A 14,569-nucleotide genomic window follows, 5' to 3' on the forward strand; every position below is an offset into this window, starting at 1 on the left:
CGGTCCCGTGCAGCACTGATCGGTATCAGAGGGGGAGTTCATGTCGTATCCGCCACCGCCCGGGCCCTCGGGGAGCCCGCCGCAGCCCTGGCAGCAACAGCCCTATCCGCCCCCGGCCGGTCCACCCCACCCGCCGACCCCGTCCGGCGACGACGGGGGCCGAGGGCTGAAGCGCGCTGTCACGGCCGTCGTGGCACTGGCTGTGCTGGCCGTGCTCGGCATCGGCGGAATCGCACTGGCGCGGACCGTCTTCGAGGATTCCCTGCCCTCGGTGGCGGGCGGTCAGTCCGAGCAACTCCTCGGTTACGAGGAGATCGAAGCGCTGCTGAAGGACCGCACGCGGGCACTGAAGAGCGGTGACGAGGACGCCTATCTCGCCCCCTTCGAAGGGAAGGCGAAGGAGACACAGCGAAAGGTCTTCCGGAACCTGCGCAAGGTGCCCTTCGCGAAGGCCGAGTACACCGTTCTCGAGCAGACCGGAACCGGGAACGACGACTACGGCGACGGCGCCTCGGTCGCCCTGGACGTCGCATTCGTCCACAAGATCGAGAACGTGGACGTCCGGCCGGTGGCCGAGTGGTACCGCTGGATCGTCAAGCGCGGCTCCGCGGACGAGGAGCCCCGCATCACGCGCGTCGGCGGATCGCCCTCCGCCTACGGCGAGAAGGGGTTCGTCTACTACCCGGCCCCCTGGGACGTCTACGACGACATGTACGTCAAGCGCCAGGCGAACACCATCACCGTCGCCGACGCGAAGAACGCGGCCGCGGCGAGCAGGTTCGCTCCCCACATCGAACGAGGAGCACGCGACGATCTGGCCCTGTGGAAGGCCAAGGGCCCGTCTCGAGGCGAGATTCCCCGCGGCTTCCTGGTCGTGCTCGAACCCAACCGCAAGATCTATGCCAACCTCTACACGAGCTCCTCGGAGGACGTGGGCTGGGACGCCGGAATGAGCGTGGCGATGCCGACCTTCGACACGGAGAACACCGGCAAGGAGCGCCTCCAGTTCGGTGGCGCCCGCATCAAGATGGACACCTCCACCAGCCGCTTCACCTCATCGCAGTGGGGCCGCGGCGCCAAGGAGATATCCCGGCACGAGATCGCGCATGCCATGCTCCAGCCCATGGACCGCGGCGAATACACCCTCTTCTCCGGGGAGGACAAGGGCGTTCGGGGCTGGGTGGCCGAGGGATTCGCCGATTACGTCGCCTTCCGCTTCGACCCCCGGCGCGCCTCGTGGAGGGTGGACGGCTCGCTCAAGGGCAAGGGGTTCGACGGGAAGCTCCCCGGCGAGACATTCGGCGAGTACCCGCACACCGTCTCCATGGACTACGCCCTCAGCTATCTCGCCCTCCGGTTCATCGCCGAGAAGGGTGGCGAACAGGCCGCGTTCCGGTTCGTCGTCGAGCACTACCGCAACCCCAAGCAGCTCGATGCGCAGTTGCGTACGGCCGTCGGGATGGGGACGAGCGAATTCCGGACCGCATGGGCCGACTACGTGAGGAGGATGGCCCGATGAGTGACGCCCGCTTCCCCGGGCCGGGGAACGAGGCCGACACGGGAGGGCAGCCTCCCCTGGGGCCACCCGGAAGCCCGGCGCAGCCTCCTCCCGGAGGGGCCCCTGGCTGGGGCCCGCAGCCGCCGCCGTCCGCCGGGCCGGACTCCGCTGCGGGCTACGGTTTTCCGCAGCAGCCGGCCGGTCCTGCCTCCGGTTACGGCTTTCCGCAGCAGCAGCAGCAGCAGCAACAGCAGCCGCAGGCCGCTTCGGGCTGGGGCCCGCAACAGCCGGCCGCGGTCCGGCAGCCCGTAGCCCCCGGTCCGTTCCCGAACCAGCTGCAGGCTCCCCCGGGCCCGGCAGCCGGGCCCGGCATGCCGCCCCACCCCGCAGCGCCGCGGAAGAAGACCGGACTCGTCGTCCTCCTGGTGGTCGCCCTGTTCCTCCTGGCCGGTGCCGGAGGCGGCGGCTGGTACCTGCTCTACGGGTCACCCGACAAGAACGTCCTGTGGAGCATGCCGGCCTACGGTGATCACGATCCGACGAACCCGCCCCAGGAGAACCGGGGTACGTGGTTCACCGAGAAGGCCGTGATCCAGACCTTGCCCGACGGACTCAAGGCCTACGATCCCGCCAACGGAAAACGGCTGTGGGCGACGGCCATTCCCGGCGACGGCAACCGTGTCTGCGAGGCTCCCTCGGACTCCAGCGGATCCGTCGGCATCGTCACCTACGGGGAACAGAGGGCGTGCGATCATGTCGCCGCGTTCGACCTCCGCAGCGGGCGGAAACTGTGGCACAAGGACCTGCCGTCGAACGTGGGCCTCGCCCGGTCCGGCGAGGTCGTGGTCGTCAGCGGGGAGAAGGCGAATCTCGCGCTCCGGACCCGCGACGGGTCGTCCCTGTGGAACCCCAGGGCCTTCGCGACGAAAGCCTGCGGATCCGGAAAGTTCACCGGAGGCAAGGCACTGATCAGGGTGCGGGGGTGCAGCCAGGGGATCAGCCCCAGTAAGGAATGGGACGAGGTCTCCCTGATCGACCCGTCCACGGGCCGGGCGAAGTGGACCTACCGCTACCCGTCGACCGACGTTCTTGGGCACGAGATCGCGCACGACGGTTCCGTGATCTCCACGTCGCCCATCGTCCTCGAGCGCGGCGGCAAGGAGGCCGGGCTGTTCGCCCTCGACGAGAAGACCGGCAAGGTGCGCAGCGAGTTCTCGCCGCCCTTCCCGGCGAGGTACGTCCAGACCCAGGACCCCGACGGGCAGCCCTGGATCACGGCCGGAGCCTTCGGGGACGTCTTCACGATCGGGGTGACCGAGGACAAGGACATGGGACTGCTGGCCGCCTACGACCTGGACAGCGGCAAGCAGCTCTGGAAGACGAAGCTGCTCAAGTTCGGTCGGTTCGTGCCGTTGCCCGCCGCGGGTGGCGACCGAGTCCGCGCCTTCGTCCGCGACAACGACAACGACAGGGGTGCCCGGCTGATCGAGTACGACCCCCGGACCGGAGCCGAGAACGTCGTGGTCGAATACCCGGAGGACCTCGACCAGGGGACGACCGTCCATGCCATGCCGCACTGGAACAACGGGCGGATCTTCGTGACGTCGAACGGCTCCCCGATCGTCTTCGAGGACCAGAAGGCGTACTCGCTGGTCGCCCTCCCCACCGAGTGAGCTGACGGCCGGCACGTTCCGGCTGCGGTGCGGGTGGCGGGATACCGTCACCCGCACCGCCGTCCGCTGTGCGGGGCCGGGGGAGCAGGCCGCCGGGTGGGCGGTGGGACCGTCGCGGGTCGTCTGCGGGTTCTCGCCGACAGCTGGTCCTGCGGCGGGGTGCCGGTACGTGTGGGCCCCGGTCCGTGGAGTCGTCCGAGATCCGGGGCCGGTGCCGGGTCAGGGGGCTCGGGTTCGGGAAGCCGGGTGCGTAGCCGAAGGGTCCCAGTGGTCGGCATCCATGCCCGCGGAGTCGACTGGTATCGGCTCTGCTGTTCCTCGGTCTTGACCGGGTCGCCTCACTCCCTCGTCCTAGACTCAGACCCGGTCGCCGAAGTTGTGGTCCTCGGCAACGCGTTGCCAGCCGTCCGACCTGAACGCATCGGGGTCGACTTCCTCCAGCCATTGCCACAACTGGGATTCCATGTCTTCCACGGTCCAGTCGGAAGTGAACCACCAGTGGTAGAGCCTCACCATGGCCGAGAACTGTCCGAGGCTGCTCGCAGCCAGCGGGTCGCGGATTCCGGAGGTGCCGTCCTGCACGACCCGGCCCGTGGTTCCGTCCAGGAGCAGGCACGCACCCTGCCACTCGCCAAGGTGATAGAAGGCTGCGCCGGTGGCCACGGGGAACTCGTAGTCCTCCGGTGACCGTTCATCGCGGGCGAGGCCGGTCTCCGAGACATTCGGGGTCTGCAGCTCCAGGAACTCGGTGACTTCCGGGAACCCCACGGTCGTCAGGAACGTGCGGGCAGCGGCGTTGGTGAGGCCGGCCGGAAGCCGACTCTCAGGGATGCGGTGGACCGTTCCTGGGCCGAGGGAGGCTTCCATCCACGAGGTCGTCGGAAGACGCGCCTCCGGTGGCAGGGGTCGTCGCCCGATCCTGGTGACCGGTGGAAGCATCCGCTTCATCACACGTGCGGGCTGCCGAGCGACCTCCGCGGGATCCACAGTCAGGACGAACACCCCGTCCTCACCGCTCAGCACCGCGAGTTCACCGACACGGAGGCCGCGGCGCACGCTGCCGTCGAGCCGCGGGAACTGCGCTCCATCCTGGGGATGTTCACCGGATGCGGGCCATCCGGCGTTCGACCGGTACACAGCCGGCAGAACATCCGCCGCATCAGGGGACGACGATCCCAACGCCACTGGTTGCCCGGTTGTGGCGGACCACGCACTCTGCCGACGCTCGTAGTCGGTGCACACCACGACATCGGCATCAGCAGTCCGCATGAAGCTCAGCTTCTTGACCTCGGGGCGGCGCACAGGGGCACTGGTGTCGAAGGCGCCCGGGCTGTGACCGTACATCCAGAGTGTTCGCCAGGGCAGTGTCACATCCGTGGCCAGCAGTGCTCGGGCCGTGTCCGCGTCTCCGCTGCCGACCGCATGGTGATGCAGCAGCGCCACCCACTCTCCCTGGGAGCACGGCGCCGCACCGCGCTCCAAGAAGTAGTGCATCGCGGCAGATCGGCTGTCCGGGTCGATGGGATCCGCATGATGCGCCGCATGCAGGGCCTCGAAGACCGCTTCCGGGGAGAGCCGGGCCAGGAGCGCGGGATCCGAGATGAGCGTTTCGAGGTGCCCGGCTGCTGCTGCATGCCCGGGAAGGGCGCGCGCGGAGTAGTCCCCGAAGGCATCCTCAGCCGTCAGAAAGCCGACGATTCGCGTGTGGAGTTCAGCGGCCCGTTCCGGGGACAGGGCATTTCTCCAGGCAAGCGCATCGGCTTCGCGCCGGAAGGACACGAAGCAGAACTCCCCGTCTGTTCCCTCTGTGAGGTCCAGAAGTTCCTCGTTCTCGGCCAGGGTGCGGAGTTGGCTCTCCGACCGTGTGGTTCCGAGGACCGTGCACAAGGAGCCCCAGAGGTCCAGAGGGATCCGCGCGGTCTCCGCCAGCGCCGGCACCAGGACGGGGCTGACCCCCTCGGGTGCCGACGGACCTCCGGCGAGCCCGGCCCGTTCCGGGGCAGTGCTCGCAGGCACTCCGCCGGTCAGCCGGAGTGCGTGGCCGCCGTGACGTTCCACGGCCTTCACGGCGTCGGCGACCTCGACCAGGAGGGTCAGCTCGACCTCCGGCCGGGTCGATTGCCGGACCGACTTCGCGATCTGGCGCACCACCCGGTCCGGTTCGACGGACGTGCGCAGTTGCCCGGCCCACTGGGTGTTGAGCAGGAGGACCACGTGGCTCTCCTCCAGGCGCTGCGCTGCGCTGCGCAGGCCCTCGTCCAACATCAGGGGGGAATCGGTGCCCCACGCGATCGCGAGGTCTTCCGCGACCTGCTCGGCGGACTTTGCACCGCAATCGACCACGACCGCGTTCTGCTCTCTTGCCACCCGCTCGAGCAGCCGGCTCTTCCCCGCGCTCGGAAGGCCGCCGACCCACAGCAGACCACCCGGATGTTCCTCCAGCCACGTGCAAGCCTGTTCGTAGCCGGGGCCAGGAGGCGTTGTCGACGGTCCGTTCACTCGATCCACGGTCACATCACATCACGACGTGATCAGGGGAGGCTTCCCGGCGTAGCGCATGAACACGTCGCCCAGCACATTCATGTGATGCTGGAAGTCGGCATTCATCGCATCGCGAGGCGTGAGGACCTGGGGACGAGGGTCGGATTGCCCGTCGAACTCCTCCGTCCGATCACCCTTCCTGTATCCGGTTCCGTAATGAGTCACGGCAGACGATGTCACGTAATGTTTGATGTAGCCGGAGCAGTCCGCGTGACCTTGCGATGTGCCACACGGCTCCCTCTCCGTATACATGCTCAGGATTTCGTATCGATCAGTGTCCGGTGGCGGACCGTCTCCGTCCTGGCCTTCATTGAGACGTTCGATGAAGCCTCCGAGGTGAGGCTCGGAGTGCGACGGCCGTGGCAATTTGTCATTGGAGAACGAGCTGTCCACGACGTAATGAGCTTCGTTGTTCGATTTGTCGAGCACCTCGATGGCCGCGTAGTTCCTGCCGGTCAGATCCGGCTTCATTTCCGCCAGGGCGGAAAGGGCGGCGTCCATGGCATCTTCACCGTACCTGTCCTGCAGGTACTTCTTCGCCTTCTGCGCCGGTTGGGCGCTCTTGGCGCCGGAGGGCTTGGTGCTGTCGAGGTCCGTGGACTCATGAAGCGAGACGCCACGCGACTGCGTGACATTCATGAGTTTCGGATCGTTCCTCTGCCGGAGTTCGTCCCGGTTCCGCGCCGGACTCCGGGTGACATCCGCGTCCTCGCGCCATCGGTAGGGTTGGGTACGGCTGTTGTCGACAGCCACTCCGACGGAGTGACTCCGATGGAACTCGACGCTGAGCCGTCCCAAAGCGGCCACGACAGCGAGTCTTTCGCCCTCGTGCTTCAGATCCTTGAAGCCCGGAAGCGCCGTCATCAGGTCTGCCTTTTTGAAGGTCTTCCCGTCCTTGCAGCCGGCAAGGACGTCCGCCAGTGCTGAACGCTCGTTCTCCGCCAGGTGGAGAAGATAGGAGTGAACCGGAGCGAGATCCATCTGCTGGACATCTCGGCCGACCTCGCGCAGATCGGTTTGCCCCTTGTCGCCCCGTACCCCGTAATGCGTGTGGTCCGCATCCTGTTTCTGGTCGTATGGGGACGAACCTCGGGGTGGACCGCTGTGCCCTGATGCGGAGTCGGTCTTCGCACCCGCGGGTGCCTGATCCGGTCTCCGGTCCCCACCCACGGCAGGGGAAGTTGTTGCGCGGGATGCAGCGCGGCTGTCGGGGCGAACTCCCTCACCCGCACCGTCGGCGGCTATCGGGCGGCGATCGGCGTCGAGGGGGATGGCGAAGACGCCGTTGTCGCCGGCGTGCAGGGGGGTGTTGCTGCGTTGGCCGGTCTGGGGGTCGATGTAGCTGATGCGGCCGTTGTGATTGACGGCGTTCCAGGCGTGGGCGCGGCCGTTGGCGTCCTGGGTGATGATGACGGCCTGGGATCCGTGGCCTTCGTTCAGCAGTGTGGTCTCGAGGCGGGTGAACGCCTCCGCGCCATCGCCCTGGTCGGTGAAACGGGCGCCGAGCGTGTTCTCGATGCGGTCGCGCCCGCCGGTCTCGCCGCGGTCGGAGGGAGTTCCGTCCGGGGTGAGGTCGGGGGTGCGTGCTGCGGCTGCTGTCGGGCGGCCGGCGTAGGTGTCGGCGAAGGAGAGAGCTGCGTCGGCGCAGTTGTTGGCGCGGCCGGCGTCATGGGGGTTCTGCCCGTTGACGTTGCCGACCCAGGTGCCCTCGTCGGGATCGGGATGCCGCTGAGGCGTGCCGTCGGGGTTGCGCGGGAGGCTGTCCTCCAGCGCCTGCTGGTCTGCTGGGTCGGGGCGCTGCACGCCGCCGGGGTCGACATCGTATGGACGGCTGTCGGAGGAGGGGAACGCCGGCTCGCCGGGAGCGCCGACCGTGGGCTGACCGGCATCGGACGTCGGCGCCGTATCGGCAGCATCGGCCGGCCCTTCGTCGGAGACCCGATCGGAATCGCTCTCCGGGCGCTCCGTGTCGGCGGGTGCGGCGTCCACCGTGGTGTCGCTTGCTTCGTCCGCCTGCTCGCGGCGCTGCGCCGGGTCCGGGGAGTCCGTGGCAGTCGACGGCGGTTGCCGATCCGGGGTGCCGGAGGTCTCGGGTGGTGCCGCCTGGGCGGTGGGCGCAGCGGTGTCCGCAGCAGTGTCCGCTGCCGTGGGGTCTGCTGCCGGACTGCTCTGCTGTGTGTGGTCGGTGTGCTGGCTGCTGTTGTTGTGCTGCGTCTCGGTCTGGGCGTTCTGGTTCTGCTGGTTGTCGGTTGTCTGGGGCTGGGCCGGCGGTATGGGTTGGCGGTTGGCGTCCAGCGGGATGGACCAGATGCCTTCGGCCTGCGGGTAGGGGAAGTCCTTGCTGACCGCCCCCGACTGGGTGTCGACCCAGACGATGTGGCCGTTCCAGTTGACGGCGTTGAAGGCATGGCCTCCGCCACCGGGCCAGGACACGGCGATGAGTGCGGCGGAGCCGTGGCCGGCGTCCCAGAGTCCCTTGGCGACCTGGTAGGCGGCCATGGGGATGTTGTCGCCGTTGTAGGTGAAGGGTGCGCCGGCCCAGCGCTGCTGGTTGTCGACGGAGTCGTTCTCGGGTGACGTCCGGTCCGGGGATCCGTCGGGGTTGGTGTCCGGTGTGCGGGGTGCGGAGACAGTGGGGTTTCCGTACCAGCTCTCCAGGAACGAACGTGAGCAGTCGGCGCAGTTGTTGGACCTGCCCCACACGTTGAGCCCGCCGTCGTTCTGGAGTTGGTTCCAGCCCTCGAAGGGGTTGGCGAACCGCTGCGGGGTGCCGTCGGGGTTGCGCGGGAAGGCGTTCTCGAGTGCCTGCTGGTCGTGCGGGGCCGGGGGCAGCAGGCCGCCGGGGTGTGTGTCGAGCCCGTCGCGGATCGTCTGCAGGTTCTCGCCCGGCGGCTGGTCCGCCTTCTCGGCCGGCTGGTCCTTCTCGTTGTCCGGCTGCTGGTCCTGCGGCTGCTCGGGGGTGGAGTCCGGGTTGTCCGGAGTGGGGTCGCCCTGGTCCGGCGGGTTCGGCGTGTCGGGTTCCGGCTGCCCATGGTCGGGATCGGTGCCGGGGCGCCGGTCCTGCCCCGGAGTGCCGGTGCGGGTGCGCTCCCGGTCCGTGCTGTCGTTCGGGTTGCGGGGGTCGGGCTCGGGTTGGCTGTGGTCCCGGCCGTCGCGCTGCGGGGGTATGCGTCCGGGCGTCCGCGTGCCGGCGTCGTCGCGGCGGGGGCCGTCGAGGCGGGGGTCGTACGGACGAGTGGTCGGCGTCTGCCGGGAGACGTCGGCGATATTGCCGTCGCGTGGCGGGGCCGGGCGGTCGGTACGTGGTGTGACCGGGCGGCTCGTGGGACCGGGTTGCGCGGTCTGCGGTGTCCGGTGCGGAACCGGGCCCGGCGCCGGTGGAGTTGTGGTCGGGGCCGCGTTCTGCTGAGCGGACGGTGCCGGGTTGTGCTGAGCGGGGCCGGTGTCGGCCGGCGTGGTGGTGGGCGGTGGCGCGGTGGCCGTGGCCGAACCCTGCAGGGCCATGCCCTCGTCCTCCGGGTCGGCGGTGTGCGCCGGGCCGGGCTGCGGCCCGTAGGAACCCGTGTGACTGCGCTCCGGACCGCCGTGCGGCATCGTCGCGTTCGGCATGCTCGGTCGAGAGCCGCCGGTCCGAGCGGTGTTGTCGTCCTCGTTCTGTACCGGGTCCGCGCCGGGCCCGGGAGAGACAGGTGTACCGGTGTGTGCTTCGGCCGCGGGTGTGGTGTCGCCGGGGGTGGTGTCGACGGGCGACACGGGATCCGGGGACGGCGACGGCGACGGGTCCGGCGTGGTCGGCCCGGGCCCGGGGCGGTCGTGAGCGATCGGCGCGCCCTCGGAGGACGCAGAGCCGTCCACCCGGTGCGACTCCGGGGCCGCTCGGTCCTCGGGGCCGGCGGAACGCTCCGTCGACGCAGATGCGTCGGCGGGCGGCGACGCATCCGTGTTCCCGCTGTCATCGCTTCGCGGCGGCCCCTGATCACCGGGAGCGTTCTGATGCGTGGCCGGCCCGTCGGACTGCGGGGTCGCAGCGTCGTCGCCCACCGTGCTGCGCGGCGCGTCGCTGTCCGCACGGGACGGCTCGGTGCCGCCGGGTATGTTCTCGCCCGGCGTGCTGTGACGCTCGCCGCCGTCCGGCGTCGAGGAGGAACCCGCGGCCGGTTCGGTGCCACCGCCGTCCTGCCGCGACGGCGCTGCGTCGAACGGGCTGGGCGCGTAGTTCTGCCCCGTGGTGTCGGTGGGGCGCTGCGCGGGATCCGCCCACCGCGACGGCGAGGGCTCGCCTCCATCGTTCGACGCCGGGGAGTCGGAGGTGGAGATGAGCCCGGCCCCGTCCGGTGATCGCCCGCCGCTGCTCGCAGCAGTACTCGAACTATCGCTCGACGACGTGAAGTTGTTTCCGGAGCCGCTTCCGGATCCGCTGTCGGAGGACGAGCCGGAGGAAGTCGACGACGGCGACGGCGAACCATCGGACGACGACGAACCGGACGACGAGGACCGGCTGCCCGACGAGGAGTCCGAGCCGTCGCTCCCGCCGTCGCTGCCGTGCCCCGCCGCCGAATCGATGCCCTGGCGGGCGCGGTGTCCGGCCTTTCCGGCGGCGCCGTCGCGGAGGGATTCACCGAAGGTGTTGGCGGAGTTCTTGGCTGCGTTGACGCCCTCGTCCAGACCCGTCTTCGCGGTGCGGCCGAGGTCGTAACCGCTCTGGGCGCCGAAGTTCTGGTTGACGGTCTGTGCGATGACGTCGGAGATCATGGCCTGCAGTGCGGAGACGAACGGTTCCTTGGCCGTCTCGATCACGGCTTGCAGGAGTTGCTGTGCGCACTCCTTGATGATCTGCCGGACGATCATGCGCGTCGCTGCGGTGGCCCCCAGCGCGCCGAGTTCCGACAGGCCCAGGGTGAACGGCGCGGCGGCCTGGGCGGCGATGATCTCGCAGGCAAGGATGATGAGTTGGGCGATCACCGCCAGTTTCATCCCGATGACCAGCATCGCCGCGGCCTCGAAGGTGAACGCGATCATCTCGGCGGCGGAGCGTGCGTCGTCCAGGTAGCCCGAGCCGCCCGAGAACTTCTCCCACGTCGAGCGGAACCCCTCGATGGAGTCGCCGTAGTTCTCGCCCAGCACGTTGCCTGCGGAGGAGACGCCCTGGACCTGGATTTCAGTGATGTCGGCCGCGAACTGCCGCCATACCTGGGCGCATTCGAGGAGCTTGTCCTCGTCCGCGGTCGGCCACTGGAAGCCGAGCATCTCCAGGACCCACTCAAGGGAGTCCGGCAGCATCAACATCGTTGTTCCCCCGTTGTTCGGACACCTGCGACAAGGTCGCTCTCCGGCGGACCGGTGAGGCAGGTCAGTGGTGCGGCCGGCTCAGATGCGCGATGGCCTGGTGCTCCGCCTGCTGGTTCCGGACGTGCTGTTTCATCAGCAACTCGTTGAAGTCCTCGTTGGCCTCGTGGTTCTTGGCCATGCTCTCCAGGGCCTTGCCGATCTCCTGGAGCTTGGAGCAGAGGTGCCCCATGGACTCGTACATGCCGTCCCGCAGGCCCTCGTAAGCGACGCCGAACTTCTCGCCGATCTCGTCGTCACCCCATGGCGGAGCGCCGGCCTTGCTGTCGAACGAGGCCAGTCCGCTCCAGAACTGCTCCCCGACACTCTGCTGGGGCGGTTGAGAACCCTGCGGCTGATTACCGGCCGGCGGACCGGCGCCCAGCGCGCTCAGGCCGTTGATCATCCGGTTGACCGCGGACTGGAAGTCCTTGCCGAGGGCGACGAAGTTCCCACCCTCGGTCCTGAGGGTCTCCGTGTTGCTCCTGAGCCCGTCCGATGCCACAACTTCCCCCCGGAATCCGTCTTCTCAGCTGCTCTGGTGGCGCTTCGCACCCTGCCGGTGCATCCGTCCGGTGAACTCCTACGGCCGATGACCGCGCGGACGGTGCCGGCCCGTATCGGCCGGAGGCCGGGTGGGGCCGTCCCGCTCGGCGCGGTCCTTGTCCTCCTCCTCGCGACGGGTCCGCTCCCAGCGCTCGACCTGATCGCGCTTGGCCTCCTTGTCCGCGAGCGTCTCGTTCTCGGCCGCGCGGCGGATCTCCTGCATCCGGTCGCCCAGCGCGCCCATGTACCGCTCGGTCTCGATGACGTCGCGCATCCCGATGCGGCCTGAGAGGACCTCCTTGGCCATCTCCTGAAGCCGGTTGTCGACGTTCGGGTTGGACGACATCGTCCGCAGGGCCTTGTGCAGGCGGTGCGCCTGCTCGGGCTCCTGGGCGAAGTCCACCAACTCCGTTTCGTCGATCTCCCGTTCGCGGTTCATCGATCCCCCTTCGGCACGGCTGCACGATCGCATCAGCCTGCCGAAATTCTACCGAGCACCGCGAACACACCGTCAATTGACGTTGTGTAACAGCCACATGGAGAGGACGTGTTCGAGCCGTGGGAGACAGGACCGGGACGCAACCGGCCGAGCGTGGCCGTGCGTGGGGAGGGGAAGACGTACGCCAGGGCGGAACGCGCACCACCGTGTCCTCCCGCCGGCCCGGCGACAGGCCCGGTGGTGCCACGAACGGGTGTGCTAGACCTGGTTCGGATCGCGGGTCGCCGCGTTCCGAACCACGGGGAGAAGAGATGTCCGAGGAAGTCCACGTCGACACCGGCGAGCTGCGCAGGCTCGGCACAGCCTTCGAGAACCACGCCTACGACCTGGGACGACACCTGTCGGCGTTCCGGCGGCGCACCGACGCCGGGATCCTCCGGGACGAACTCGGCACCGGAACGGCGGCCTCGCTCGCGGAGCTGGGCGATCTCGCCGAGGAGGCGGGGCGCATGGTCGGCTCTCTCCGGGAACGGCTGGACGAGATCGCTGCCGGGCTGAGGACGGCCGCCCTGACCACCGAGGCGAGCGAGGGCGAGACTGCGGGCGTCCTGCGGAGCGCCCGGTGAACGCGGCGGAGGACCGGGCCCGCGCCCTGCGGGAAACCTCCGCCGGATGGCGCGACATGGGACGCCGCATCGAGGAGACCGTCCGCAGTCTCGATCACGAGGTCGGCCGGACCAGGGCGGTTCACTGGCAGGGGCCCGCGGCGGAGGCGTTCACAGGCGACTGGAACCGGCTCAGAAAGGCCGTGGACGAGGCGCTGCCCGTCTTCGAGCTGGCCGCTGCGGATCTGGACCGGGCAGCCGAGCACGTCGAACGGTCCGCAGCGCCGGGCGACGACGGCGCCTCCGCAACAGCCGAACGGCTTCCGGCCTCCTACAACGTCGCCTACGCCTTCACGGCCCTGTCCCAGATCGGCTCTGCCCTGGCGGCGACCTTCGGACGCGGACGCGGAGCTGCCGGAGGGGCCCGGGGCAGAGCCGGCCTTGCCCGGAACGTCCCGCAGCCCACGTCCGAAAACCACCGCACCGCCGACCCCTTCGGCCCCCCGGACACCGGTGGTGCGGTCAAGGAGAAGCCGACAGGTGGTCTCGGTGTGGCCCCCGGCCGCCGGAGCCCCTCGCGGAGCGCGAACGCGGGGGAGTCGTCCGGAACGCCCGCGCCCGACGGATCCGAGCCGGACGGGCGGCGGGCCGAGAAGCATCCGTCGCCGGGCAGCGCGCCCGAACCGGCAGCGGCGGCGGACACCGAGCAGCGGGAGGCACCGCACGCGCAGCCGTCGGGGGAGCGCACTGCACGGGACATCACGCCCGCACAGCCCGATCCGCGCCGGCACGGCGCCTTCGGCTGACAGCGGGCCACGGGGCAGGCGTGGCTCCACGCCGGACGGCGGCGACCGGCACTGCCCCACACTCGTCCGCAGCCCGGCGGTCCGGCGGCCCGGCAGCCCGGCGGCCCCGGTGACCGGGCAGCGCTCGGAGCCTGCGGAGGGCAGGAGCGGGGAGCCTACGGGCACCCTCGCCCCAGCTCCGCCGCAGGAAAAGGGAGGCGTCGCCCGGCGGGCCCGCATAGCATCCGCGGAATGACGCTCTCCCATGACGTGGCCGGCGACGGCCCTGCCGTGCTCCTGCTCCACTCCGGCGTGTGCGACCGGCGGATGTGGGACCCGCAGTGGCCGGCCCTGATCGCCGCCGGCCGTCGCGTGATCCGTTGCGATCTCCGCGGCTTCGGTGACACCCCCGCCGCGACCCACCCGTACCGCGACGCCGACGACGTCCTCGACCTGATCGACTCCCTCGGCGTCGAGACCACCGTGCTGGTCGGCTCCTCCTACGGCGGTGAGGTCGCCCTCGAGATCGCCGCCCGAAGCCCCGAGCGCATCACCGGCCTCGCCCTGCTCTGCCCGGCGGTCCCCGGCCACGAACCCGGCCCCGAACTCGAAGGGTTCGCGCACCGTGAGGACGAACTCCTCGAAGCCGGGGACATCGACGGCGCGGTGGAGCTGAACCTGGGCACCTGGATCGGCCCGGACGCCGACGACACCACCCGGCAGAAGGTGCGCGCGATGCAGCGGCACGCGTTCGACGTCCAACTCGCCGCCGGCGCTCCCGACGAGGACGCGCCCGACGAGGGCGACGAAGCCGACGGGACCGGATTCGAGACCGCCCTCGCCGCGGTGAAGGCCCGCTGCCTGGTCGTCTCCGGCGCCCACGACCTGCAGGACTTCCGCCGGATCGCCGCCCGGATACCGGAACTGCTCCCCGATGCCCGGCACCTGGAACTGGACTGGGCCGGGCACCTGCCCAGCCTGGAACGTCCCGACGAGACCACCGCTCTGCTGCTGCGCTTCCTGGAGGACATGCCGGCGGCCGGCTGAGCACCTGCCCCACCGGGAGCCCGCCCGGAATCTTCCGGCACGGCGCGCACCCGGAGAGGAACGCCGACGGCGGCGCCCCCATCGGGGACACCGCCGTCGGTCCGTGCGGT

General features: G+C 69.8%; 9 protein-coding genes. 5 read left to right on the forward strand and 4 right to left on the reverse strand.

Features of this window, described 5'->3' with window-relative positions:
• Positions 1–190: 190 nt before the first annotated feature.
• Positions 191–1,519 (forward strand): hypothetical protein, encoded by a 1,329-nt coding sequence (locus M1E25_RS21320; RefSeq protein ID WP_251418172.1) that lies wholly within the window; start codon positions 191–193, stop codon positions 1,517–1,519.
• On the forward strand, positions 1,516–3,171 hold the full coding sequence (locus M1E25_RS21325; RefSeq protein ID WP_251418174.1) for an outer membrane protein assembly factor BamB family protein: 1,656 nt from the start codon (positions 1,516–1,518) through the stop codon (positions 3,169–3,171). Before M1E25_RS21320 ends, M1E25_RS21325 begins: the two co-directional genes overlap by 4 nt.
• Positions 3,172–3,528: 357 nt before the next feature.
• Here M1E25_RS21325 and M1E25_RS25830 read toward each other — a convergent pair whose 3' ends face one another.
• From M1E25_RS25830 to M1E25_RS21345, 4 genes are all read right to left on the reverse strand, one after another.
• Positions 3,529–5,679 (reverse strand): SUKH-4 family immunity protein, encoded by a 2,151-nt coding sequence (locus tag M1E25_RS25830; RefSeq protein ID WP_251418177.1) that lies wholly within the window; start codon positions 5,677–5,679, stop codon positions 3,529–3,531.
• A gap of 12 nt (positions 5,680–5,691) precedes the next feature.
• Positions 5,692–10,998 (reverse strand): toxin glutamine deamidase domain-containing protein, encoded by a 5,307-nt coding sequence (locus M1E25_RS21335; RefSeq protein WP_251418180.1) that lies wholly within the window; start codon positions 10,996–10,998, stop codon positions 5,692–5,694.
• A gap of 64 nt (positions 10,999–11,062) precedes the next feature.
• Positions 11,063–11,542, reverse strand: coding sequence for a hypothetical protein (locus M1E25_RS21340; protein ID WP_251418182.1), 480 nt, complete (start codon positions 11,540–11,542; stop codon positions 11,063–11,065).
• Between the two features lie 78 nt (positions 11,543–11,620).
• The gene (locus M1E25_RS21345) at positions 11,621–12,022 is read right to left on the reverse strand and encodes a hypothetical protein (RefSeq protein WP_251418184.1); all 402 of its coding nucleotides are present in this window, start codon (positions 12,020–12,022) and stop codon (positions 11,621–11,623) included.
• Between the two features lie 311 nt (positions 12,023–12,333).
• Here M1E25_RS21345 and M1E25_RS21350 point away from each other — a divergent pair, with 311 nt between their 5' ends.
• The 3 genes from M1E25_RS21350 (at position 12,334) to M1E25_RS21360 (ending at position 14,459) form a co-directional block, all read left to right on the forward strand.
• The gene (locus M1E25_RS21350) at positions 12,334–12,648 is read left to right on the forward strand and encodes a type VII secretion target (RefSeq protein ID WP_251418186.1); all 315 of its coding nucleotides are present in this window, start codon (positions 12,334–12,336) and stop codon (positions 12,646–12,648) included.
• Positions 12,645–13,433: a WXG100 family type VII secretion target gene (locus M1E25_RS21355; RefSeq protein ID WP_251418189.1), complete on the forward strand. Its 789-nt coding sequence runs from the start codon at positions 12,645–12,647 to the stop codon at positions 13,431–13,433. The genes M1E25_RS21350 and M1E25_RS21355 overlap by 4 nt, the downstream gene beginning before the upstream one ends.
• 231 nt (positions 13,434–13,664) lie before the next feature.
• On the forward strand, positions 13,665–14,459 hold the full coding sequence (locus tag M1E25_RS21360; RefSeq protein ID WP_251418191.1) for an alpha/beta fold hydrolase: 795 nt from the start codon (positions 13,665–13,667) through the stop codon (positions 14,457–14,459).
• The last annotated feature ends 110 nt before the right edge of the window (positions 14,460–14,569 follow it).

Origin of the sequence: Streptomyces meridianus, from assembly GCF_023703325.1 — a bacterium.
GTDB lineage: Bacteria > Actinomycetota > Actinomycetes > Streptomycetales > Streptomycetaceae > Streptomyces > Streptomyces meridianus.